General features: G+C 40.4%; 18 protein-coding genes. 15 read left to right on the forward strand and 3 right to left on the reverse strand.

Going from position 1 to position 26,512, the window contains the following annotated elements:
• Nucleotides 1-41: 41 nt before the first annotated feature.
• The 10 genes from cobA (AC570I_RS02795) (at nt 42) to AC570I_RS02840 (ending at nt 11,756) form a co-directional block, all read left to right on the forward strand.
• Complete coding sequence (cobA, locus tag AC570I_RS02795) at nt 42-812, forward strand: uroporphyrinogen-III C-methyltransferase (protein WP_497404245.1); 771 nt, start codon at nt 42-44, stop codon at nt 810-812.
• Nucleotides 796-2,307 carry a TSUP family transporter gene (locus AC570I_RS02800; protein WP_497404247.1) on the forward strand — a complete coding sequence of 504 codons (1,512 nt, stop codon included), beginning with the start codon at nt 796-798 and terminating at the stop codon, nt 2,305-2,307. The genes cobA (AC570I_RS02795) and AC570I_RS02800 overlap by 17 nt, the downstream gene beginning before the upstream one ends.
• A 2-nt stretch (nt 2,308-2,309) precedes the next feature.
• Entirely contained in the window at nt 2,310-3,014 is a 705-nt protein-coding gene (locus tag AC570I_RS02805; RefSeq protein ID WP_497404249.1) for a phosphoadenylyl-sulfate reductase, read from the forward strand.
• 119 nt (nt 3,015-3,133) lie between these two features.
• Nucleotides 3,134-4,039 carry a sulfate adenylyltransferase subunit CysD gene (gene cysD, locus AC570I_RS02810; RefSeq protein WP_047797481.1) on the forward strand — a complete coding sequence of 302 codons (906 nt, stop codon included), beginning with the start codon at nt 3,134-3,136 and terminating at the stop codon, nt 4,037-4,039.
• A 72-nt stretch (nt 4,040-4,111) separates the two neighbouring features.
• Entirely contained in the window at nt 4,112-5,362 is a 1,251-nt protein-coding gene (locus AC570I_RS02815; protein ID WP_497404251.1) for a sulfate adenylyltransferase subunit 1, read from the forward strand.
• Nucleotides 5,363-5,572: 210 nt separating this feature from the next.
• A complete protein-coding gene (locus AC570I_RS02820) occupies nt 5,573-6,037 on the forward strand; it encodes a hypothetical protein (RefSeq protein ID WP_497404252.1) in 465 nt (154 codons plus the stop codon).
• 125 nt (nt 6,038-6,162) lie between these two features.
• Nucleotides 6,163-6,957 (forward strand): uroporphyrinogen-III C-methyltransferase, encoded by a 795-nt coding sequence (gene cobA / locus AC570I_RS02825; protein WP_047797706.1) that lies wholly within the window; start codon nt 6,163-6,165, stop codon nt 6,955-6,957.
• Nucleotides 6,958-7,146: 189 nt separating this feature from the next.
• On the forward strand, nt 7,147-8,559 hold the full coding sequence (locus AC570I_RS02830) for a glycogen synthase (RefSeq protein WP_047797479.1): 1,413 nt from the start codon (nt 7,147-7,149) through the stop codon (nt 8,557-8,559).
• An 8-nt stretch (nt 8,560-8,567) separates the two neighbouring features.
• Nucleotides 8,568-9,836, forward strand: coding sequence for a glucose-1-phosphate adenylyltransferase (locus AC570I_RS02835; protein WP_497404253.1), 1,269 nt, complete (start codon nt 8,568-8,570; stop codon nt 9,834-9,836).
• Between the two features lie 135 nt (nt 9,837-9,971).
• Nucleotides 9,972-11,756: a glycoside hydrolase family 15 protein gene (locus tag AC570I_RS02840; RefSeq protein WP_047797477.1), complete on the forward strand. Its 1,785-nt coding sequence runs from the start codon at nt 9,972-9,974 to the stop codon at nt 11,754-11,756.
• A gap of 93 nt (nt 11,757-11,849) precedes the next feature.
• On the opposite strand, the gene AC570I_RS02845 is transcribed toward AC570I_RS02840, so the two are convergent.
• The 3 genes from AC570I_RS02845 to AC570I_RS02855 form a co-directional block, all read right to left on the reverse strand.
• Nucleotides 11,850-14,039: a bifunctional alpha,alpha-trehalose-phosphate synthase (UDP-forming)/trehalose-phosphatase gene (locus AC570I_RS02845; protein WP_497404254.1), complete on the reverse strand. Its 2,190-nt coding sequence runs from the start codon at nt 14,037-14,039 to the stop codon at nt 11,850-11,852.
• Between the two features lie 162 nt (nt 14,040-14,201).
• The gene (locus tag AC570I_RS02850) at nt 14,202-15,518 is read right to left on the reverse strand and encodes a sensor histidine kinase (RefSeq protein WP_497404255.1); all 1,317 of its coding nucleotides are present in this window, start codon (nt 15,516-15,518) and stop codon (nt 14,202-14,204) included.
• Nucleotides 15,519-15,591: 73 nt separating this feature from the next.
• On the reverse strand, nt 15,592-16,962 hold the full coding sequence (locus AC570I_RS02855) for a sigma-54-dependent transcriptional regulator (protein ID WP_497404256.1): 1,371 nt from the start codon (nt 16,960-16,962) through the stop codon (nt 15,592-15,594).
• A gap of 179 nt (nt 16,963-17,141) precedes the next feature.
• Here AC570I_RS02855 and AC570I_RS02860 point away from each other — a divergent pair, with 179 nt between their 5' ends.
• From AC570I_RS02860 to AC570I_RS02880, 5 genes are all read left to right on the forward strand, one after another.
• Nucleotides 17,142-18,386 (forward strand): efflux RND transporter periplasmic adaptor subunit, encoded by a 1,245-nt coding sequence (locus AC570I_RS02860; RefSeq protein WP_497404257.1) that lies wholly within the window; start codon nt 17,142-17,144, stop codon nt 18,384-18,386.
• Between the two features lie 24 nt (nt 18,387-18,410).
• Nucleotides 18,411-19,109 (forward strand): ABC transporter ATP-binding protein, encoded by a 699-nt coding sequence (locus tag AC570I_RS02865; RefSeq protein ID WP_497404258.1) that lies wholly within the window; start codon nt 18,411-18,413, stop codon nt 19,107-19,109.
• 133 nt (nt 19,110-19,242) lie between these two features.
• Nucleotides 19,243-21,612, forward strand: coding sequence for an ABC transporter permease (locus AC570I_RS02870; RefSeq protein WP_497404259.1), 2,370 nt, complete (start codon nt 19,243-19,245; stop codon nt 21,610-21,612).
• A gap of 52 nt (nt 21,613-21,664) precedes the next feature.
• Nucleotides 21,665-24,040: an ABC transporter permease gene (locus tag AC570I_RS02875; protein ID WP_497404260.1), complete on the forward strand. Its 2,376-nt coding sequence runs from the start codon at nt 21,665-21,667 to the stop codon at nt 24,038-24,040.
• Nucleotides 24,041-24,090: 50 nt separating this feature from the next.
• A complete protein-coding gene (locus tag AC570I_RS02880; RefSeq protein ID WP_497404261.1) occupies nt 24,091-26,469 on the forward strand; it encodes an ABC transporter permease in 2,379 nt (792 codons plus the stop codon).
• Nucleotides 26,470-26,512 lie beyond the last annotated feature (43 nt).

Here is a 26,512-nt window from a genome sequence, read left to right on the forward strand (position 1 = left end):
AGAAAGTTGACATCGAAACCCCACAACCAAAATTTAAAATTATGATTAACCACAATAAAGAATCAAAAATAACCCTTTTAGGAGCTGGTCCCGGCGATCCGGATTTGCTGACACTGAAAGGTGTTAAGGCTTTACAAGCGGCTGATGTGGTGTTGTATGATGCTTTAACTAATGAAGCCTTATTGCAGCATGCCCCGGCGGAAGCCATAAAAGTATATGTTGGTAAACGTTCGGGAGAACATTCCTATCCACAGGAAACCATCAATAAATTAATGATCGATTATGCCCTAAACTACGGCCATGTGGTGCGTTTGAAGGGTGGCGATCCCTTTGTTTTTGGCAGGGGCTACGAGGAGCTGGATTATGCCGCCTCTTACAGCATTCCTGTCGACGTGATTCCCGGTATATCAAGTTCTATTGGTGTTCCCGGGTTGCAGCAGATTCCCGTAACACACCGCGGGTTGAGCGAAAGCTTTTGGGTAATTACGGGAACCACCACTTCGGGAGAAGTTTCGGCAGATATTTACCAGGCGGCCGAATCGAATGCTACGGTACTGATATTAATGGGCCTGAAAAAGCTTTCTAAAATTGTTGAAATATTCAAGGCTGCCGGAAGACATCAGCTTCCTGCTGCAGTAGTGCAGAATGGTTCCTCGGAAGATGAGAAGCTGGTAGTAGGTGTTGTGGATACCATAGAGGAGCTTGTTCAGCTTGAAAACCTGAAAGCACCGGCGCTGTTGATTTTTGGCGAGGTTGTTTCCTTACATCCATCATTTAAAAAACTTGTAAAACAGTATGCAAATATTACCTAACCAACCCGATAATGAAACCTTTCTCCATGAAGAGGAGAAGGGAAATCAGCTTTTTCCGGTTTTTGTAAAGCTGAACAAGCTGCGTACATTATTAATTGGTGCAGGAAATATAGGGCTGGAAAAGTTAACAGCTATTGTTAAAAACAGCCACCACGCTAAAATTACCATTGTTGCAGAAATCGTTTCACCCGAGGTATACGCTTTAATCGCAAATTATCCTCAGATTAAAGTGAGGCAGAAAAGTTTTGATGTTTCTGATTTGGAGAACATCGATATCGTTTTTGCCGCAACGAACAACAATATTCTGAATGAAGAGATCAGGGTAGTTACCCATGAAAAGGGGTTGCTGATTAATGTGGCCGATAAACCTGACTTATGCGATTTCTATCTGGGGTCTATCGTTCAGAAAGGTGATCTGAAAATCGCTATCTCTACCAATGGGAAATCGCCGACCATCGCAAAGCGTTTAAAACAGATTTTGAATGAGGGGTTGCCGCCAGAGCTGGATGAAACCTTACAAAATATGAGTGCTTTGCGCCAGACTTTAAATGGTGATTTTTCGGCGAAGGTTAAAAAGCTGAATAAGGTTACCCAAAGTTTAATTAACCCCAGGAAAAGCTTTGCAGAAAGAAATATTAAATGGCTGATCTGGCTTGCTGCGATTTTGTTGATTGGCGCAATTGGAGTGTCGCTTTGGAACACAGAACCAGAATTCCAGTCGTTTTTGATTCACATCGATCCTTTGTTTTACTGGTTCCTGGGGGCTGGTTTTGTCTTTGCCCTAATCGATGGAGCCATAGGGATGTCGTACGGTGTAACTACAGCATCTTTTTCACTGGCAATGGGACTGCCACCAGCATCGGCGAGTATGGCAATCCACATCTCAGAGGTGATGAGCAATGGTATTGCCGGTTGGATGCACTACCGAATGGGGAATGTAAACTGGAAATTGTTTAAAATTTTAATTCTTCCGGCCATTATTGGTGCTGTTTTAGGTGCATACATCTTATCATCTTTAGAACATTACAGTGCATACGTAAAGCCTGTTGTAGCTGTATATACCTTGTTTTTAGGCGGAATCATCCTGATGAAAGCTTTTAATATCAAAAGAAAAAAAGCGGATGAGAAAATTAAAAAGATAGGGGTGCTGGGCTTTTTTGGTGGTTTTATAGATGCTGCTTTTGGAGGTGGCTGGGGATCTATCGTTTTATCCAGCTTAATTGCCGGAGGACGCCATCCGTTATTTTCCCTTGGAACTGTAAAAATCAGCAGGTTTTTTATTGCAACCCTGAGCTCACTTACATTCTTTACCATGCTGGGTGGAAAACATTGGGAAGCCGTATTGGGATTAATTATCGGTAGTGCTGTCGCATCTCCGATTGCAGCGCGGGTTTCTAACAAAATTTCAGCAAAGACAATTATGGTGGCAGTTGGAATTATCGTAATGATTGTAAGTTTGCGTAGCGTAGTGATGTTTATTTTAAAATTAATATAGTGATGAGTGTAGAGGGCCTAAAACAAGAATTATCAGGTTTAAATACAATAGAGAAGTTGAAGTTTCTGGCAGATAAATTTGCCGGCAAAATTATATTTTCCACTAGTTTTGGCTGGGAAGACCAGGCCATTACCCATCTGATTTTTGCGCATAACATTCCAATTAAGGTTTTTACGCTGGAAACAGGCAGGTTATTCCCTGAAACTTATTATGTGTGGAACAGAACGCTGGAAGCCTACAATAAACCCATTCATGCATACTACCCGCAAAACGAGTTGTTACAGGACATGGTCAATACCAAAGGTCCGAATAGCTTTTACGAATCGGTTGAAAACAGAAAGGAATGTTGTTACATCCGGAAAATTGAGCCGCTTAAAAGGGCGCTTAAAGGTAATGAAATATGGGTAACGGGGATTAGAGCTGAGCAGAGCGCTAACCGCGAAGACATGCACGACCTGGAATGGGATGAAGGTAATAACTTAGTTAAATTTCATCCGATTTTCGACTGGACACTGGATGACGTAAAAACCTATATTAAAGAAAACAATATTGTGTACAATACATTGCACGATAAAGGTTTTCCAAGCATAGGATGTGCCCCTTGTACCAGGGCCGTACAGCCGGGCGAAGATTTCAGAGCGGGAAGATGGTGGTGGGAAGACCAAAGTAAAAAAGAATGCGGATTGCATGCTACTGAAAAGGCTTAAGCCTGTTTGCCGGCAATCATAAAGAAAAAGACAACAACAACAAATGATATCATAATTGAAGAGTAGAAAAAGAATTTATCGTTTACTTTTCCGAAATTCAATCAATCAAAACTTACTAAATGAGTACATATAATTTTGATTACTTAGATGAATTAGAGGCCGAAGCCATTCACATCCTGCGTGAGGTTGCCGGCCAGTTTGAGAAACCTGCCTTATTGTTTTCCGGAGGAAAAGACTCAATTACCTTAGTTCGCTTGGCAGAAAAAGCTTTCCGTCCAGGAAAATTTCCTTTTCCTCTAGTGCACATTGATACGGGTCATAACTTTCAGGAAACGATAGATTACCGTGATAAGATGATTCAAAGAATCGGCGAAAGGTTAATTGTCGGTTCAGTTCAGGAATCTATCGACCAGGGTAAAGTTGTGGAGCAGAAGGGTAAAAATGCCAGTCGAAATGCCTTGCAAACGGTTACTTTATTGGATACCATTGCGAAATATGAATTCGATGCCTGCATTGGCGGAGCACGCCGCGATGAGGAAAAAGCACGGGCGAAAGAGCGTATTTTTTCTGTGCGCGATGAATTCGGTCAGTGGGATCCGAAACGCCAGCGTCCTGAACTCTGGAATATCTATAATGGTAAAATTCATAAGGGTGAAAACGTTCGGGTGTTCCCAATCAGTAACTGGACAGAGTTAGATGTGTGGAATTATATCCGACGGGAAAAGATTGAATTGCCAAGTATTTACTTTTCACATGAACGGGAAGTGATTACCCGAAATGGACAGCTCATGGCTGCCTCTCCATTCCTGAATATGGACGAAGAAGATTTCATTTTTCGCAAGCAGGTTCGTTTCCGTACCGTTGGAGATATGTCGTGCACCGCAGCAGTAGAATCAGAAGCAACGCTGATTGATGACATCATCGATGAAATCAGCGCTTCCAAAATTTCTGAACGCGGGGCACGTCTGGATGATAAGGTTTCGGAAGCTGCAATGGAAGACAGGAAAAAGGGCGGATATTTTTAGTCTCGAGTCCGGAGTCTTGAGTCCGGAGTTATTCAAAATTTAATCCCTCATTCATTCAATCATTTTATTAACATGAACATTCTAAAATTTTTCACAGCAGGCAGCGTAGATGATGGTAAAAGTACCCTAATAGGCCGTTTGTTATATGATACCGATTCCATTTTAGCTGATCAGTTGGAAGCTTTACAAAGCTCTAACCGTAAGAACGACGATGGAACAATTGATTTAGCTATTTTAACTGATGGCTTAAGGGCGGAGCGCGAGCAAGGCATTACCATTGATGTTGCTTATAAATACTTTCAGACCGATAAACGCAAATTCATTATCGCAGATACCCCAGGGCATATTCAATATACCCGAAATATGGTTACCGGTGCATCGACAGCCAATCTGGCCATTATTCTGATTGATGCCAGAAATGGCGTGGTGGAGCAAACCATTCGTCACTCCTATATAGTTTCTTTACTGGGTATTAAGCACGTAGTTGTTGCGATCAATAAAATGGATATGGTAGACTATAGCGCAGAAGTTTACAATACCATCATAGATAAATACAAAGTGTTGGCCCAACAGCTTAACCTTGCTGATGTCAACTACATTCCGGTAAGTGCTTTAAAGGGCGATAACATTGTTCAGAATTCCGATCGGATGGATTGGTATAGTGGAGAAAGCCTGTTGCACTTTTTAGAAAAAGTGGATACGGATAATCTGGATAAATCGCAGTTGGCGCGTATGCCTGTTCAATGGGTAATTCGCCCTCAAACAGAAGCATTGCACGATTATCGGGGTTATGCGGGAAGGGTACTCAGTGGTACATTCAAATTAAATGATAAGGTGACCATATTGCCTTCGGGTGCAAGTTCAACGATAGAAAAAATTGAGTTTTTTGATCTAACCCCTGTGGTGGCACATGCCGGTCAGTCGGTTACCCTCCACCTTAAAGATGATGTGGATATCAGCCGTGGCGACACAATTGTAAATGCATCTGCTTTACCTCAGGAGTCGAAATTAATTGAAGCGGATTTATGCTGGATGGATACACGTGCACTGGATACATCCATCATGTACCTCATTCAGCATAACAGCAAGGTAACTAAATGCAAAATCAGTGAAATCCTGCACAAAGTTGACATCAATACACTTGAAAAACATCAGGCAGATGAATTCAAACTGAACGATATCGGCCGCGTAATTGTTAAAACGGCTGATGCTTTGGCCTTTGATCTGTACGACGATAACCGGGCGAATGGTTCAGCCATTTTGATAGATAGCCGAACAAACTTAACGGCTGGCGCTTTGATGTTCAGAGCAGCGGTAGAGTAGGGTTAGATGTAAAATCCGGGGGTGACAAACTAAGAAAACTACGACCAAATATAATTAGGAAAGCTTTTAGTAAATCTTTAAGCGAAAGCAATTTCAGCGGGGTACCGGTAACGGAGCCCCGTTTTTCGTATAGGAGATTTATTTATGGAAAAATCAGGAACCTTTCATCATCATCTTAAATTGATAATACAAACCAACATGATTCGAGTTATGAAAAAGAACATCCTGTTTTCGGCCCTTGCCGCTGTCCCGTTTATTTTTGCCTGCAACTCCAGTGAACAAAAAGCTGCTTCAACCAGGAAAGATTCGGTGATTAATCAAACCTGTTATGCCGCAGCTTTCGAAAAAGACAGCGCTGCAATGATTGTCAGAACAATGGCGTCAGGGAAAATTGAAGGCTCCTTGCTGGTCAAATACGCAGAAAAACCTCAGAATAACGGCAAGATTACCGGCAAGTTAAGTGGCGATACCTTATTGTTCGATTATCGCTTCAACACGGGTAACGATACGACAAAGGCTTTTACCAATCCCCTTGCATTCTTAAAGAAAGATGGTAATCTGATCATGGGAGTAGGTCAGATTGAAACGACGCTCGGCCGTTCTTACTTCGTCAAAGGGAAAGAAATCAATTACGAAGCAGGTAAATTTATCTTTCAGGAAGTGCCATGTAAGTAGCTTTGAGGGGTATTTGTCACCAGTTTTATGCTTTAATAAATTATTTTAAAATAAATTACTACCTTTTCGATAGACTTTGTATATTTGTATTGTTAATAAAGTTATCACGAGCTAATATTTCTGTTATGATTTTAAGTAAAGTAGAGAAAGCGAACATTGAACCAAAAATTACACTAATAGGTGCGGGCCCTGGTGACCCTGATTTGTTTAGTTTGAAAGGTGTAAAAGCATTAAAAACAGCTGATGTTGTTTTATATGATGCGAATGTGAACGAAGCTTTACTGTGTCACGCTCCAGACGGTATTCCAAAAATCTTCGTTGGTAAACGCAGTGATGATGAAGGGTTCTCTCAGGACGCGGTAAATAAACTGGTGATTGATTATGCTTTGAACTACGGACATGTGGTTCGTTTAAAAAGTGGCGATCCGTTTTTCTTTGCCAAAGGTTATGAGGAAATAGATGCTGCCGAATCGTATAGTATTCCAACAGAGATCATCCCTGGAATTTCAAGTGCTACCGGCGCACCAAGCTTACAAAAGATTCCTATGATTTACAAAGACCTTAGCGAAAGCTTTTGGGCCGTAACCGGAACGAACGCTAAAGGTGATATTTCAGAAGATTTATACATCGCTGCAAAAACCAAAGCTACAATTGTAGTTTTAAACGGAATTGAAAAGGTAAAAGAAATAGCTGCTATTTTCCAGGCTGAAAATAAGCACCTTTTACCCGTGGCTGTGATTGAAAATGGCTCAACCCCACAAGAAAAAATTGCCGTAGGCATTGTTGACACTATCGCCGAGCTTGTAGAAGATAAAAAAATCAGTGCACCTGCACTGCTGGTATTCGGAGATGTAGTTTCGTTGCATCCTCAGTTTCAGCCCATCAGAGATTTTTACGAAACCCTGGCCGAAGAATACTAAAGGTAAATTACTCATATTTGTTTTGTTGTTAAAGACCGCTGGCGAAAGCTTAGCGGTTTTTTTGTTTACTAACTGGATGTTTTCAGAGCCTTTCAGATGCAATATCTGCTCCTTGAAAATTAATTTTAGATAATTTCTAAATCAGAAAACAATTGCTAACTTAACAGGGTTATCTACACCAAATATTTAATGGAAATTATACATATAAGCGCCGAGTGTTACCCTGTTGCGAAAGTTGGCGGATTAGCTGACGTAGTAGGGGCCTTACCAAAATATCAAAATAAAACAGGCCACATTGCCAAGGTGGTGGTACCCGCCTACGAAACGAAATTTGTACGCGAAAGCGAATTCGAAGTGGCTTACGATGCGTGGTCAAATTACGGAAATCATCACTTTTCTTACCGCGTGTTAAAAGAAAAGACCAATAAGCTTGGTTTCGATTTATATGTGGTGCATATACAGGGATTAACCGACCGCCCAAATGTTTATGGTTACGCCGATGATACAGAACGCTTTGTAGCTTTTCAGATTGCTACGTTAGACTGGATTGCCCAATGGGAGCATCGTCCGGACATCATTCATTGTCATGATCATCATACGGGTTTAATACCCTTCATGGTGTCAAATTGTTTGAAATACCAGAATATCAGTAAAGTGCCTACCATTTTAACCATCCACAATGCCCAGTATCAGGGACAGTTTGGCTGGGAGAAATTGTATTACCTGCCGGCTTTCGATTTATGGAAAGGTGGCTTGCTGGGGTGGGACGACGCCATTAATCCATTAGCCTCCGCGATTAAATGTGCATGGAGGGTAACAACCGTTTCGCCTAGCTATCTTGAAGAGATGATGAACAATGCACGCGGACTGGAAACTCTCCTTCGTCAGGAACGTTGGAAATCAGTAGGGATCTTAAATGGAATCGATAGTGAAGTATGGAATCCGGAAACCGACCCTATGATAGGCAAAAGTTACAATTTAAAAACGGTTGAAGCAGGAAAAGAGGCAAACAAAAGGGCTCTTTGCGATGTTTTTCAATTAGACGCTTCCAAACCGCTGTTTACTTTTATTGGCAGGCTGGTGGATGAAAAAGGTGCTGATTTGCTTCCCGATATATTTTATAGCGCGTTACAACAACATGGGGATAATATTAATGTATTGGTATTAGGCTCCGGCGAAAACTGGGTAGAGGGTAGGTTAAATCAGTTGAAAGATATATTTGGAGGAAGATACAATGTTTATATCGGTTATAATGAGCAGGTTTCTCATGAGATGTATGCAGGAGCTGACTTCCTTTTAATGCCATCAAGGGTTGAACCTTGCGGGCTTAACCAACTTTATGCCCTCCGATATGGAACGGTTCCAATTGTACGGAGAGTAGGGGGGTTAAAGGATACGGTAATTGATGTTGGCGATGGCGGTTTCGGCCTTTGCCATGATCAAACCAGCGTTTGGGATGTAACGCAATCCATAAACCGTGCTGTTGATTTATACAATAATAAAAAAGCATTTAAAGCTGTGCGAAAGACCATGATGAAGATTGACCATTCATGGGATAGGGCAGCAACCAATTATATAGATTTATACCAAATATTAAAATAAGCTTAAACATGACTGACAAAGTTTTAGGCGTTATCCTTGGCGGTGGCCAGGGCTCTAGATTATCGCCACTAACACAAACACGTTCTAAACCGGCAGTTCCAATTGCAGGTAAGTACCGTTTGGTAGACATTCCGATTTCGAATTGCCTCAACTCGGGAATCCACCGTATGTTTGTGTTAACACAGTTTAATTCGGCATCCCTAAATAAACACATTAAAAACACCTATCACTTCAGCCATTTCAGTACGGCTTTTGTAGATATTCTCGCGGCTGAGCAAACCGTTCAGAATTCGGGTTGGTTTCAGGGAACCGCTGATGCTGTGCGTCAGTGTATGCACCATATTGTATCTCATGAGTTTGACTACATCTTAATCCTTTCAGGTGATCAGTTGTATCAAATGGATTTCAAGGACATGATTGAAAAGCACATTGAGGCGAATGCAGAAATAACCATTGCCACGATTCCGGTAACCGCGAAAGATGCCACTGATTTCGGTATATTGAAAGCAGACGAGGAAAACATGATCACTTCTTTCATCGAAAAACCCAAAACAGGTCTCGAAGACTGGGTTTCTGATACAGGTGAAGAAATGCAGGGCGAAGGAAGAAACTTTCTTGCTTCAATGGGAATCTATGTATTCAACCGAGAATACCTCATCAATATCCTGAATGAAAATGTTGAAGAAAAGGATTTTGGCAAAGAAATTCTCCCAAGGGCCATTACTGAAAGCCGGGTGCTTAGCTATCAGTATGAAGGTTACTGGACTGATATCGGTAATATTTCATCTTTCTTTGAAGCCAATCTTGGCTTAACAGATGAGATTCCTAAATTTAATATGTTCGATAGCAATCATACTATTTTTACAAGAGCAAGGATGCTGCCACCTTCAAAAATCTCAGGTACAACACTTGAGAAAGCAATCATCGCTGAAGGGTGTATTATTCAGGCCAGTAAAGTAGAGCATGCTGTACTGGGCATCAGGGCACGCATAGGTCGTGATACAGTGATCACTAATGCTTACATCATGGGTAGCGATCGTTATCAGACACTAGAAGAAATACAAAGCGAAACCAATAAAGGAAATTCCCTGATCGGTATAGGCGACAGGTGTTACATAAACAACGCCATCATCGATAAGAATTGCCGCATTGGAAACGATGTTAAAATAAACGGCGGACCGCATCTTGAAGACGGAGATCATGAGCTCTATGCAGTAAAAGATGGAATTGTTGTGGTTAAAAAAGGTGCCATTTTGCCTAGCGGAACAGTCATATAAAATCATCATTATCATTAACTAAGCCAGTTTGAATTCGTTCACTCTGGCTTTTTTTGTTTCTTTTAGCCGATAAAGCCCATTTGCTTCCAACATTTTCGCCATAATCTTGTTAATCAATAAACACAAAATGAGCTTATGGCAGAACAACACCTTTATGAAACAGGAATAATAGGTAACTGTGCTTTTCTGGCACATGTAAATAAAAATACAGATATCTCATGGCTATGCTGGCCACGCTTCGATAGTCCTTTCGTTTTTGGAAGCTTACTCGATAAAAATAAGGGGGGCGAGTTTACCATTCTACCCCAGGGCGAGTTTTCGTCGACACAATATTATATTGAGAATACGAACGTCTTAAGAACAGAAATTACGGCCGAAGACGGGCGCTATCGCATTACCGATTTTGCCCCACGCTTTAGATTGTACGACAGGTATTTCAAACCCCTGATGTTCATCAGAAAAATTGAGCCATTAGAAGGGAATCCACGTATCACCATAAAGTGCCAGCCGGTATGTGACTACGGAAAGGGTAAAATGCGATCAAGCAGAGGGAGTAACCATATCGATTATCTGGGTTGCGATGAGAATATCAGACTAAGTTCGAATGTATCACTCACCTATATTATAGATGAAAAGGCTTTTGTATTGAATGAGACGAAATACCTGATCATGACGTACGGCCAGAATTTCGAAGCACCGATCATCAGCACTGCAGAAAACTTCCTTCGCGATACTGTTTCTTACTGGCGTTTGTGGATTAAACATTCCTCAATAGCAGGTTTTTATCAGCCCTTTGTTATCCGCTCTGCGCTGGTTTTAAAAATTCACCAGTATGAAGATACTGGGGCAATCATTGCAGCGAGTACCACAAGTTTGCCAGAATCACCCGGAAGTACCAGAAATTGGGATTACCGTTATTGCTGGCTGCGTGATTCTCATTATGTATTGACTTCGTTAAATCATATCGGTCATTTCGAGGAAATGGAGAAATACTTTAATTACCTTTCTGATATATCGCATGCTGAAGATACCCGTTACCAGCCGCTTTACGGAATTGCAGGAGAACGGGAGATCACGGAAACCACATTAGACCATTTGGAAGGCTATAGGGGTGAACAACCCATTCGGATTGGTAACCAGGCATACGAACATATTCAGAACGATATATACGGACAGGTATTAATTTCCATGCTGCCTTTATATACCGATCATCGCTTCGTATTTTCTGAGCGTAGCGATTCAATAAAGTGGATTGAAAGTGTACTTTCTAAAATTGAAAGGACGATCGATGAGAAGGATGCCGGTATCTGGGAATTCAGAAACATTGCAAACGTGCACTGTTACAGCAACCTGTTTCAGTGGGCTGGTGCGCAGGCTGCATTGAAAATGGCCAAAACTATCGGCAGCAAAAATTTTGAAGACAGGGCACAGGTGCTTATTGATAAAGCGGCTGCGCATATTGAAGCTTGCTACGATCCGATCAGGAAAGTATATACCAATGCAGTGGGGAGTCCGCATTTAGATGCCAGTACCCTTCAGCTAATCATGATGAATTACCTTGATCCGGCATCAGAGCGGGCTAAAGACCATTTAATTGCACTCGAGAAGGAACTTAAAACAGAGGATGGATTATTTTACCGCTACCTGCATGCTGATGATTTTGGCAAACCGAAAACAACCTTTTTAATCTGTGCATTCTGGTATGTGGAGGCTTTGGCTTGTGTAGGCAGAACGGATGAAGCCATTAAAGAGTTCGAAAACATCATTAAATACTGCAATCATTTATTGCTTTTTAGTGAAGATGTCGACGCGAAGACCGGTAGTCAGTGGGGTAATTTTCCGCAGGCTTACAGCCATGTTGGTTTAATGAATGCAGCTTACCGCATTGCAATAAAACTCGACAGGCCAATATTTCTATAAAAAAAAAATATCCCGCAGTTCAAGGTGATGATGCTTTTACTTTTGCATCAACAGCTTAAGCTGCGGGATTTCTTGTGCTATAGGGCTTTGGATTTAGTCCCGCTCTACAAACTCTTCCTTAACCAGGCTCCACAATAATTTTCGTACTTCTTTGTAATCGTTAAGGTAATATTTTGCTTCAGATAAATTATTTCCCACCTTAACCGTAATGGCATCTTCAGGCAAGGCTTTAAAAATATCTTCGTCGGTATGGTCGTCGCCAAGAGCTATAATAAAATCCGGATACTTACCATAAAGCCAGTTCAAAGCAGCTTTACCCTTATTTACCTCGATGTTTTTAAACTCAATTACCTTATTCCCGGGCATGAGTTGAAGGCCTTTATCTGCCGCAAGAATTTTCATGTGACTAACAATTTCATTTGCCCTCAAATCGCCTAGTCCTTCTTCTGCTTTCCGGTAATGCCATACCAGTGAGTAGCTTTTTTCTTCGATAAATGAGCCAGGGGTTCTGTCGGTATACGTTTCCAGTAATGCCCGGATTTCGCTTTTCCACTGGTCGGTAAGCAGTGGCAGGCAGTTCCATTTATCTTGCTGCGCCTTTTGCCAGGCCCCATGTTCAGCAATTAAATCAACCTTCAAATGGCCAAACCAGCTTTCCAGCGTCTCGTGTCGCCTTCCACTGATAATCACAACTTTGTTTGCGGCATCCAGGGTAAGATTTTCGATCAGATCGTATAATTCGTCGTCAGGAGAAGCATCATCAATATTTCCGGTAAAATCTACCAGTGTACCATCGTAATCCAGAAATAAAACACGATCGTTTGTTTCTGCGTATTTAGCCGCAATAACTTCGTTCACAGCATTTACTGCATGTTTAGTTTGCAATGATTTTTGAGAATCTTTCACTTCGTTTAATCTTAAAATAAAATTGTTTACCCAATGTTTCACATTGAATTTTTCTACTATTGCACGCATGGCTTTCATGCGTTGCTGCTGTTCTTCTGGATGCATTTTGAGCGCTGTTACGATGGCTTCCATAATGTCGCCCAAATTATTTGGATTTACCACTAACGCATCTGTCAACTCTTTGGATGCACCCGCCATTTCACTTAAAATGAGTACACCGTCTTCATTATTTCTACTGGCAACATATTCTTTGCTCACCAGGTTCATGCCATCGCGCATGGGTGTAACCAGGCAAATATCGGCCGATGCATAAAGTGCAGATAAAACTTCAATTGGAAAAGACCGGTAAAAATAGTTTACCGGAATCCAGTTCATAGAACGGTAACGGGCATTCAGGTTGCCTACAAACTGGTCAATCTGATCCCGAAGCTCGCTGTATTGCGGAACGGTATCTCTTGAGGGAACAACAATCATAAAGAGCTCGATTTTCCCTATAAATTCGGGATGCATTTGCAGGAGCAATTCCAGGGCCTTTAAACGCTCCAGAATGCCTTTGCTATAGTCAAGTCTATCAATTGAAAGAATGATTTTCATATCCTCCTTGCCATTTCCGAAGTAATCAATTTCTTTTTTTACTCTTTCGGTCAACGTGAGTGATGAGAATTTATCGTAATCAATTCCCATTGGGAAGGCTTCGATCACAATTTGCCTTTCATTGCTGCTGAGTACGTTAGAAGATGAATTTACCGGGAGCAGGCGGGTTGCTGTGCTGATAAAGTGGCGCACATCATCGTAGGTATGGAAGCCAATTAAATCGGATCCTATCAATCCGTTTAACAGTTCTTCCCGCCAGGGAATTAACCTGAATATTTCGTAAGATGGGAAGGGGATATGCTGAAAGAAGCCGATGGTGGCATTTGGCAGTTTTTCCCTTAAAATTCCGGGAAGTAAGAGTAACTGGTAGTCCTGAATCCAGATCTTATCCCTTCTGTTGAGCACCTGCATGGCACTTTTAGCAAACTTTTCATTTACCGACTTGTAGCAGTCCCAATAACTTTGTTCATAATGCGCATAAGTTACCAGGTAATGAAATACAGGCCATAAAACTTCATTTGAAAAGCCTTCATAATATAAGTTTATTTCTTCCTGTGTCAGGAAAACGGGGTAGAGGTTAAGCTCTTGTAGTTTTTCTGTAACCTCCTGTTGGCGGTCATCAGGAACCTCAATTCCCGGCCAGCCTACCCAAATGGAATTGCCTGTTTTATATACGTCGCCAAGGCCGGTAGCAAGGCCGCCCTCACTAGGAATAAACGTATACTGATTGTTTTCTTCAATGATTTTAACGGGTAGTCTGTTCGAAATTATAACTGTCTTCATGCTTGTATTTGATGTATTCACATAAATAAAAGCAGCTAGCAACGGTTTTGTTTGAATTTTGTTTCGAAAGAAACATTCAAATGATTTTTCAGGTAGTTTCCCTAAAAGAATTGCTCACCGGTTTTTGGCCAGAGACAGGGCTAAAGCATTGTTGCGATTAACTTAAACATAGTTGAACACAAGGGAGAAAGTTGTCTGTTTGTTTGGACTGGAAACTACTTCGATACTGCCTCTATGCATTTTCATAATGTTACGGCTAATGGTTAATCCAATTCCCGATCCGTTTTTCCTGGTGGTGTAAAAAGGAACAAATATTTTTTCTAAATCTGCAGGCTCAATTCCCTTACCATTATCGGTTACATCGATATAAAGTCTGGTGTTTTCAAGCCGATAACTCACCGATATGTGTGGGTTTTCCTCTTCCTCAACAGAATAGATGCTGTTTGTGATCAGATTGATGAGCACTTGCTCCACCAGTTTCAGGTCGAGTTGTACCGTAATTTTAGAGGATGTTTGCGCCACATCCAGCACCACATTCTTAACTTTGGCAAAAGGCTGCATCAAAACTTTAATGTGCTTCAGGATTTCGCCTATAGTGTGCGATTCAAGATTTGGAGTTGGCAGTTCGGCAATAAGCCTGTAATCTTTCACAAAGTCCAGTAAGCCTGCAGATCGTCGTTTGATGGTATGCAAAGCCGTTTTTAAATCCTCCATTTCATCAATATCAAGATTCTCTTTATCTGTAACCATGCTATTTATGGTATCGGAGAGGGAACTGATTGGTGTGATGGAATTCAGAATTTCATGTGAAATTACACCTATCAAACGATTCCATGCTTCAGTTTCTTTCTGTTCAATTTCATCTTTAATATTTTGAAAACTAATAATTGTATAATTTTTACCATAAAGATTCAGAGGGATAATTTCTGTAGACAGTTGGATGAGTTTCTCCTGGATCTTCAATTCAAGGAAACGTTTCCCACCTGATGAAATCTGCTCAATTTCCCGGGCGAAAAGCGGAAGATGCTGTTGCAGGCGATGCCAGTATTTATATGCCGGCACGCCGAGTAAATTCGATGCCGCCTGGTTAAAAAATGCAATTTCCTCGCTATCCTGAGCAGTTTTGGTGTTATTGACTACAATGACTCCTACAGGAACCTGCTCAAGGATGGTCTTAATCAGCTGGAACATGGCTTCCTGTTCCATACGAATCTGTTTATGCACCTGAAGAATTTCGCTGAATGACTCATAGAGCTCAGGAAAACTTCCCCTCGTAGCCTTATTCTTAAAATTAAGTGTATGGTCGCGGGTTTTTACAGCCAGGATAAACCGCTTAATATCTGAGCGGATTTCATTAATGTAATAGTAAAGCGAGATAATTGCACCAACGAATATCAAGCTTACCCCAATAATCGTAAACCACAATTGTGTGCTGCTGATCAGATAGAACAAGAGGTAGCCCAATAGGTTAATAAGCACCAACCGGGAAATTAAACGAAAAGTAAAGCGTGTATAAAACATAGTGCTAAGCCGAAAATCTAAAGGTAGATGGTCATATTCCGAATTTCTCTATTCTTCTGTACAAGGCGGCACGGGTTAAACCCAGCTCTGCTGCTGCCTTTGATATATTTCCCTTGTGCTTGTCAATGGCCTTTTGCACCATCATTTTCTCCATATCTTCGAGCGCCATTTCATCTGGCATGGTATTGGCTTGTGCAAATCGCTGCGGACTTAATTGTAGATCCTCTTCGCTGATTTCATTGCCATCAGTCATAATTACAGCACGTTCGAGTACATGTTGAAGCTCCCTGACGTTTCCCGGCCATTTATAGCTCAGTAACACGTCCTGGGCTTTATAGCTTAAACTTCGTATTTCTTTGTGATATCTTGAGCTAAAAACCTGCATAAAGTGATTGGCCAGAAGGAGAATATCCTTTCCGCGTTTTCTTAATGGTGGCAGTAATAATTCCACAGTGTTGATGCGGAAAAGCAAATCCTGCCTGAAAGTATTTTTGGCAACCATTTCATCCGGCGGCATATTTGTCGCAGTAATTAACCTTACATTTATTTTCCGCTCTTTGCTTTCACCTAAACGTGTTACGGTACGGTTTTGCAAAACGCTTAGCAGCTTGGCCTGCAACGGTAAGGTGAGATTTCCAATTTCATCCAAAAATATTGTTCCTCCATCTGCCAGTTCAAATCTACCCGGTTTATCTTCTTTTGCATCGGTGAACGCCCCTTTTGCATAACCAAACAATTCACTCTCAAAGAGATTTTCATTTAACGATCCTAAATCAACGTGCATAAAAACCTGGTTCTTGCGTTGCGAATTTCCGTGAATCTCATAAGCAAAAACCTGTTTTCCTGTACCATTCTCTCCTAATATTAACACATTGGCGTCAGTTGGTGCCACTTTTAGCAAAGTTGTTTGCAGTTGCCTGATGCCATCAGCCTCTCCAACAATATGTTCGAAACCCCTGGTCATATCCTGATGAAGTGAAGTATGTATTTTCTCCAGCTTTTTTACCTTTCTGGTCGACTGCCGAAGTTTTGATGCTGAGGAGAGGGTAGCAAACAGTTTTTCATTTTCCCATGGTTTCAGAATGAAGTCGGTTGCACCTTTTTTAATGGCACTAACTGCCAGTTCTACATTGCCAAAAGCAGTCATCAAGATCACCACATAATCTTTATCAATCGACAGAATGTGCTCCAGCCAGTACAAACCTTCACGGCCATCACTTGCACCTTTTTGATAATTCATATCAAGCAAGATGATATCAACCTCATTTTTGCTGAGCAAAACGTTAATTTCTTTGGGCGATTTACACGTAATCACCTGCTTTACCTGCTGTTTCAAAAACAGGCGGGCACTTAAAAGAATGTCATCATCATCATCGATAATTAAAACTGTGGCGTCTAACATGGATACTAAATTTGAACTACGAATTTAAATAAACTGTCCGATCCCGCACATAAACTGTTCGATAACGAACAGTAAAAATTGAATTAAATTATTAAAACACTGATATATAGTGTTTTAAATGCGATTTGGCCTTTTGGCACAAGCTTGGTTAATAAGCAATCAAACTGTATAGCCAAACAATGGACAAAAAGATAGAGAAAAAAAGATTCAGCACCAAAGCTTTGATAATGATAGGTGGAGCAGTTGCTTTCGTAGCAATTGTAATTTATGGCTATACCTTATCCTTGAAAAAAACATATAGCGCCGATGCTGATAAATTAACCATTAACAAAGTGGAATATGGCGATTTTGAGGATGTGGTTCTGTTGAATGCCAGCGTTGTTCCGCTAACCTCAGTAATCGTAAGTTCATCAGAAGGAGGAACGGTTGCAGAAATTTTTACCGAGAATGGTGCATCAGTCGTAAAGGGAACACCGCTGTTGAGGATCTCGAACTCAAACGCCATGTTAAGTTATACCTCGAGTCAAACTGCGGCTACCGAGCAAATCAATCAGCTACGCAAATCGAGACTGGATCTCGAGCAAAACCAAAGGGTGTTAAATCAGGATGTTCTGGATGTGGAAAACAGCCTGAGGACAGTTGCCCGTCAGTACCGTCTGGACAGCTCGCTGTTTTCCAAAAAAGTGATCACGCTCCAGGAGTTTAATAAATCAAGTCAGGATTACGAATATTATCAGGGCAAACTTAAAATTGTCCGCCAGGCAATTAAGCAGGAGAACCAAAGCCGTAAAATGCAGCTTGCCCAGATAGATCAGTCGATGGGTCAGATGAATGAAAGTTTAGAGATGATTCGTAAAAACATTGAGAACATGACCATCAAAGCACCGGTTTCCGGCAAGTTATCCTCGTATGACCCTGTTATTGGTAAGTCGTACAGTTCGAACGAAATGATTGGGAAGATCGATGTGCTGCAAGGGTATAAACTTCAGGCAGGAGTTGATGAATATTATATTAACCGGGTTAAAGAAGGGCAAACTTCAACCTGCGAATTCAATGGAAAAACATATAATTTAACCGTAAGCAAAGTTATCCCGGAAGTTACTGCGGGTCAGTTCCAGGTTGAAATGGTATTTAAGGGTGCAACCCCTGAAGGGTTGCGACGTGGCTTATCGCTTCAAACAAAACTCACACTATCTGATAACAGCAAATCACTGTTACTCGCGCAGGGTCAGTTTTTCCAAAGTACCGGAGGCTCGTGGGTGTTTGTGGTAAACAATGGTAAAGCGATTAAGAAAAATGTTAAAATTGGAAGAAAAAACTACCTGTATTACGAAATATTGGATGGGTTACAGAAGGGGGATGAGGTGATTACCTCATCGTATGACCAATTTAATCAATACGACCAGGTAGAAATCAATAAGTAAGGCTAAATACTGATAAACAATGCTATGATTAAAATAGAAAATCTCGAAAAAATTTACAAAACTGAAGAAATAGAAACAACAGCACTTAACGGGATCAATCTTCAGGTTAAGGAAGGTGAATTCGTTTCCATTATGGGCCCCTCAGGTTGTGGAAAATCTACCTTACTGAATGTTATGGGCTTGTTGGATAAGCCGGAGAGTGGTAGTTACAAGTTTATCGATACCGAACTTTTAACCTTAAACGACAGAGAACGTTCAAACTTCCGTAAAAGAAATATGGGATTCGTTTTCCAGAATTTCAATTTAATTGATGAGTTAACGGTTTTCGAAAACATCGAATTGCCTTTGATTTACAATAAGATTCCGGCAGGTGAACGGAAAAAACTCGTTAATGAAATCATTGAAAGGATGAACATCGTAAACCGGAGCGGTCACTTTCCACAACAACTTTCGGGTGGTCAGCAGCAGCGTGTTGCAGTAGCAAGGGCTTTAGTAACGAAGCCGAAACTGGTTTTAGCCGATGAGCCTACGGGTAACCTGGATAGTTCGCACGGTAACGAAGTAATGGAATTGCTTTGTGAATTAAATGAAACCGGAACCACGATTGTAATGGTTACCCACTCCAGTCATGATGCCAGTTTCTCCAACAGGATCATCAACCTTAAAGATGGTCATGTGATTTCGGAAAAGATAAATAAAAGCAGGAACGAAGAGCTGATATAGCAGCTGGAATATTTAAGAAAATAGTTTTAGTTTAATGATAAGCCACCGAAATCTTCCCGGATGGGAAGATTAGGGTAGGCGCTACTCACCAGCAGATACTTGATACGAGATACTTACTAATAACCACTACAACATGTTCAGATTAAACTTAAAAATAGCATTGCGAAACCTTTGGAAAAACAAGGGATTTACCTTAATAAATGTAGGTGGATTGGCCATCGGCTTAGCAAGTTGTATGATTTTGCTCTTGTATGTAGCTTATGAGTGGAGTTATGATAAGCAATATACCAATGCCAATAAAACGTATGTAGTTTATCAAAATGCACCTGCAAATGGTAAGATTTTCAGTTGGGCATGGACACCAAATGTTATGGCAAATGAAATTGCAGCTAAAATTCCTGGCGTTAAATATGCATCACATGCAAGTTATACAAGCTCAAAATTAATTTCTGTTGGTAATAGTAGAATTAGCTCGAGACTTAATTTTGCAGACCCCAATTATATAAAAATTTTCGATTATAAATTTATCAAGGGAAATCCTGAGCAGGCATTAAAGGATGTAAACACAATTATTCTGACAAAATCGTTAGCCCAAAAATTATTTGGAAACGAAGACCCTATTAATAAAACTGTAAAACTAGAAAATCAGGACGTATTAAAAGTAGAGGCTGTTATTGAAGATATACCTGCAAATAGTAGCATCACTTTTGAATGTCTGGCACCATGGTCGCTTTTTATTAAGCGTGAATCGTGGGCACGTGAGCCAAATTGGGGAAATAATATGTGCCTTACTGTTGTACAACTTAAAGATAATAAGTTTCTGGCCGATGCAAATGCCGATATGAAAGGCATTTACAAACGCAGTCAAAAAGACAATACAGCCGAAGCTTTGTTATTCCCATTAACCAAATGGCATTTATACGACGATTTCCAAAATGGAAAATCTGTAGGTGGAAAAATAGAACAGCTTAAAATATTTTTGTTGCTGGCTTTTTGTATCCTATTAATTGCCTGCGTAAATTTTATGAACTTATCTACCGCCCGTTCCGAGCGACGAGCAAAAGAAGTGGGTATTCGCAAAGCGATTGGTTCTTCACGGAAATCCCTAGTCGGTCAATTCTTACTTGAATCCGTATTCGTAACCATACTTGCAGGTGTTTTTGCTTTCATTTTAGTCGAAGTTAGCTTACCATATTTTAACAATTTGTTGAATATTAAACTGCAAATTGATTATAACAGCATCACTTTTTGGGGAACACTTTTAGGCTTAATGATTTTTACAGGTTTCATGGCCGGAAGTTATCCCGCATTGTACCTGTCATCATTCGAGCCGATTAAAGTGTTGAAAGGATTGAAAATTAAATCCGATTCATCGGTTTCCATCAGAAAAGTTTTAGTTGTTGTTCAATTCGTTTTTGCTGCATGCTTGATAGTTTGTACTTCAGTAATTTACCAGCAGTTGAGATATGTAAAAAACAAGCCGATCGGATATGATAAATCCAATCTGGTTCAAATTGCGGTTCAAGGCAAAATGGGTAATAGCAGTAAACTTGAATTACTGAAAACTCAAATGATAAACTCTGGTGCTGCTACTGGAGTAACATTTTTTAGTAAAGATATCACCGAAAGTGGAAACAACACAACAGATGTACACTGGCAGGGTAAGACAGAAGGTGAATCTATTTTATTCAACAATAGAGGAATTGGGAATGATTTTATCAAAACTATCGGAACCGAGTTGGTTGCTGGAAGAGAAATTTCCATAACGACTAAAAAAGATAGCAATAGCATTATGTTGAACGAGGCCGCCATAAAGATGATGAACCTTAAAAATCCTGTTGGTGCTAAAGTTAGATATTGGGGAGTTGAAAAAACTAACATTGGCGTAGTTAAAGATTTTGTTGTTGAGAGCGCTTACCAAAAAGTAGCCCCGATGATTTTTTACCCAAGTTATATGGACGATGTACAGGTTTTAATAGCTCGTTTAAACCCCAATCAAAACATCAGTTCTTCGCTGGAAACAATAGATAATTTAATTAAACAAATAGAGCCCGACTATCCGGTTAACCGAAAGTTTGTTGATGAAGCTTTTGAAGTAAAATTCCAAAATGAAAAGCTTTTAGGCACACTTTCAAACTGGTTTGGTGGTTTTGCTATTTTCATTTCCTGTTTAGGCTTATTAGGATTGGCACTTTTCATGGCCGAGCAACGTAAAAAAGAAATCAGTATTCGCAAAGTGTTGGGTGCAAGTACCACCAACATTCTTACCCTTTTAAATAAAGATTTTATCAAGCTGGTGGCTATTGCCAATATTATTGCATTTCCTGTGGCCTACATTATCATCAATAAGTGGCTTTCTGCATACGAATACCGCGTATCAATTTCGGCGTTACCCTTTATTACTGCAATCGGTTTATCTCTCTTAATTGCCATTCTAACGGTAAGCGTACAGTCGGTAAAAGTTGCAAAAGCTAATCCCGTGGATGCATTGAAATACGAATAATTAAGGCTATGCCTTCAGCCATCTAACCTTTCATCCCTCAACCCTAAAAAATATGTTCAAACTCAATTTAAAAATCGCATTGCGAAACCTTTGGAGAAACAGAGGGATCACAACCATTAATGTTGGTGGCCTGGCAATCGCTTTAGCAGCATTTATTTTAGTTGTAATGTATTTCAGTTATGAAACTGGTTTCGATAAGAATAACCCTAATTACGATAACATTTATGTGGTAGGAAGAACCGAACCCGATTTCACTACAAATTATACTTCCCCTCCCTTGGCCAAAGCCATAAAAAATAGTTTCCCTGAAGTAGAATTGGCGGGGATTACGAAAAAGGGCTTCTATGAATTGGCATTGAAAAATGGCAACAATGCACTTTTTGCCAAAAATTTTATGCAGGCCGACTACAGTGCTGCTAAAATTTTAAATTTGAAACCTACCGGCGGGCTTGAAAAGCCAAATGGCGAGATAGAAAGACTTTCATATTTGAGTAATGAGAACATGAAAACGCTTTTCCCAGATAAAAAAGACAACAGCCCGGAAATGGTAGCCGTAGGAAGTAGCAATTCGGGTATAAAAAGCAAAATAAATGGTTCCATCCTTAACGATTTACACTCTAACATCACTTTTGATGGAATATCAATCGCCAATGAGCTGGGACAGGGCGAAAACTATGGTTACAACAATTATACTACTTACATTCAGGTTAAACCGGGAACTGATGTAGCTAATCTTGAACAAAAAATTACTAATTTATATCGGTCTGAATTATTAAAGGGAGAAACTGACAAGAAAACGATTGAGGAGATAAAAAGTGTTTCTACGTTTTTAGATCCGCTTGCCAATCAGCATTTAAAACCAAAAGCTGGGAGTGACGCACCTTACAAGATATTACTCGCACTTTCTGTTCTGGGAATTTTAATTTTGGTTATTGCCTGTATCAATTTCACGAATCTGAGCATTGCACAGGCTACCAAACGTGCTAAAGAAGTTGGGGTTAAAAAAGTAATGGGCGCTTATCGCCTGCAATTGACAACCCAGTTTTTAGTCGAAATCTTTATGCAGTGTTTTGCCGCTACCATACTAGGTTTAATTGTAGCCGAATTGGTTTTGCCCGCATTCAATAATCTTTTTCAGATTAAGTTATCCATCTGGCATATTGATAATCATCTGTTTTGGCAGTTGCCGCTAATTCTTTGCATGATTACCCTTATTGCAGGTATTTACCCGGCAATGGTATTATCTGGTTTTAAACCTGCATTGGTACTTAAAGGGAATTTTTCGACCAGTAAACAAAGCTATTGGCTACGTAACGGTTTATTGGTTTTTCAGTTCAGTATTGCTGTTGTGTTTATTATAGGTTTATTTATCATCAACTCGCAGCTTAAATATATGCGGAGCGAAGATTTGGGCTTTAATGCCAATCAGGTGGTGTTTATTAAAAATATAGCATACTTTAACAATCCGGCCAAATTCGAACCCCTCAGAGAGAAAATCTTGAAAATCCCCGGGATTAAGTCGGCAACCGTGGCTACCGATGTGCCCGATGGCGCAGAAAACGGTTCGAACGGTTATACCGTGAACGGTGTAAATGCAAGCATCGATTTTGTAGATGTAGATTTTGATTATTTCGAAACCCTGAGTATTAAACTTAAGGAAGGGCGGTTTTTCTCCTCTGCTTTTAAAACAGATACTGCAAATTCTGCCGTAATCAATGAAAGCGCAGTAGCAAAATATGGGATTAAAAACCCTATCGGTCAAACCATTAGGGGCTGCAATACCGATTATAAAATAGTTGGCGTAGCTAAAGATTTCAAGGCACAGGGTTTTGAGAGCGCAGTTCAGCCAACCATTTATGCTATGAAAAATTCCTGCGGAAATGCTAAACTGCAAATCATGCTCAAAATCGAAGAAAACAAAATGGCCGATGCTTTGGCTGCCTTGAAATCGCAATGGCCGGAAATCAACAAGCTGGACGGAGAAGATTTTCGGTATGAATTTTTGGACGAGCTTTATGGAAAACTTTTCAAAAAACAAGAGCAGCTACAGTCCGTATTTTTTGCGGCGGCAATGTTAACCATTTTCATCGCGGTTTTGGGCCTGTTCGCTTTCGCGAAATACATTACCAATGGCCGTATCAAAGAAATTGCCGTACGCAAAATTCTGGGAGCGAGCGATATCCAGATCTTCAGACTCATAAACAGCTCATTTTTTTTAATGGTGCTTGTGGCCAATGTTATTTCGTGGCCCATAGCCTATATCCTCACTAAAAAATGGCTCGAAACTTTTGCTTACCGAATCGATCTGCCCATTTTACCCTTTATTAGCAGTGCGCTGATCACTATTTTATTAACCATCATTACCGTGAGCATCCAGGCCAATAAGGCTGTAAAAGCTAATCCTGTTGACGCACTTAAATACGAATAATTAAGGCTATACCTCAACCATCTAACCTTTCATCCCTCAACTTAAAAGATATGTTTAGATTAAACTTAAAAATCGCATTGCGAAACCTTTGGAAGAATAAAACATCTTCGTTCATCAATGTTGTTGGTTTAGCTATTGGCCTGGCAGCTTGTTTAATGTTGCTGTTATATGTTTCATACGAATGGAATTTCGATAAGCAAGCTAAAAATTGGAAAAATGTGTATATGGCAATGACTAATGTTCCTGGCGAGGGGGGTAAAATTGCACATACTTTTAATGGTTCAACCACTGCTCTCGGGCAGCTGTTAAAACAAAATTTACCCGAGGTAAAATATGTTGCCCGTATGGATTATGGCAAAAAAAGCTTAATCGCCAATGGACAAAATAGTTATAAAAAAGACTCGAAGTTTGCTGAACCTGATATTCTTAGGATGTATGATTATCAATTTATCTCAGGCGACCCGAAAACAGCTTTACAAAACCCACTGTCGGTTATTTTAACAGAAAGCACAGCCAAAACCTTATTCGGAACGGCCGATGTGCTAAACAAATCGGTCCGTTATCAGGATAAAGATAACCTTACCATTACCGGGGTAATTAAAGATTTGCCGGAAAACAGTTCGAACCGTTTTGATTTTTTAATGCCATGGTCGTTCTATGAGATGGTTTACCCGGATGCTAAAGATTTGAACTGGAACAATTACAGTTTTGTAACCATGGTTTCGCTCAATCCCGATGCAAATATTGATTTAGTTAACCGTAAAGTAGAGGCTTTGGTAAAAGCAAATACGGAGCAAACCCCACAATCTCAACCTCATTTCTTATATCAGGCAAGTAAAATGCACTTGTTTGGCAAGTTTGAGAATGGCCAACCGGCAGGAGGAGATATTGAACAGATCTGGCTTTTTATGGGTCTTGCTTTCGGGATATTATTGATTGCCTGCATCAATTTCATGAATATGGCCACCGCAAAGTCAGAGAAAAGAGCCAAAGAAGTAGGCATAAAGAAAACAATCGGTGCAAACCGTACTTCACTTGTAATGCAGTTTTTAACCGAATCGATGGTGTTAACCTTGGTTGCGGTTGTGTTGGCCATAGCTTTATTAGAGCTGCTATTACCTGCTTTTAACCGATTGTTAAACATTAATCTGGGTATTTCATATTTCAATGCGGCAAGCTGGATCGGTATATTTGGGATTGTGATTATCACAGGATTAATTGCAGGCAGTTACCCCGCATTTTATTTGTCGTCTTTTAACCCCATCCAAACTTTAAAAAGAAAGATCAGAACAAGCGGCTTTTTAAAGATTAGTTTAAGGCAGGTATTGGTTATCGGGCAGTTTTGCTTTGCCATCATTCTCATTATCTCAACTTTGGTGATCTATCGGCAGATTCAATATATTAAAAACAGGCCGGTAGGTTTCGATGTAAATGCCTTGGTCGAAATCCCGCAGGATGGTGAATTAAAAACAAAATTTGATTTATTTAAAACGGAAATGCTCAAGTCTGGAGCAATTACTTCGATGTATCAGTCATCTGTTAGCTTGTCCCACCGTGGCCGTAATTTCATGGATATCAAATGGGATGGGATGACCAAAATAGAAAATACGGTGATGTTTAATCAGGTGGCTACCACTTACGACTTTATCAAAACAAACGGAATCAAACTAGTGCAGGGAAGAGATTTTTCAAAGGACTTCGCTTCAGATACCGGTGCGTTGGTGGTAAGCGCATCGGCCGTAAAAGTATTTGGCTATAAAAATCCAATCGGCAAAAAAGTAACCCTTTTCGGCACAACTGCCTATATTATCGGCGTTTTTGACGACTACGTGTGGGATTCTCCATACAAATCCAACAATCCACAGGTTGTTTTTCTAAATCCCGCTCAAACCGGCACGATAACAATGCGTTTGAACAATACCAACAATCTGCAACATAATATCGAAACGATTAACAGAATTACAAAGGCTTTTAATCCTGCCTATCCAACTGAAATTACTTTTATCAATTCATTATATCAGGACAAATATAAATCTGAAAAAACGCTTGGGATCCTTTCCAACCTCTTCGGCGGACTGGCAATTTTCGTCTCCTGTTTAGGCTTATTTGGCCTAGTGGCCTATAGTGCAGAGCAAAGGACCAAAGAGTTTGGCGTTAGGAAAGTGCTCGGCGCATCGGTAACCAGCTTAATGCAGCTGCTATCAATTTCATTTATTAAAATGATTATTGCTGCCATCATCATTGCTGTACCGATAAGTTATTTCGCTATGGGGAAATGGCTGAATAATTTCGAATTTCACACCGAATTCAGCTGGTGGATTATTCCCGTAGCCGCGATCGGAACATTGGGCATGGCATTGATCACCGTAAGCTTCCAGGCTTACAAAACAGCTAAGGCCAACCCAGTAGACGCCCTTAAATATGAATAAAGATAGGAAAGTGGAAGGTTTAAGGTGAAGGGCTAAAGCAACC

This window comes from Pedobacter sp. A2324 (assembly GCF_059693705.1).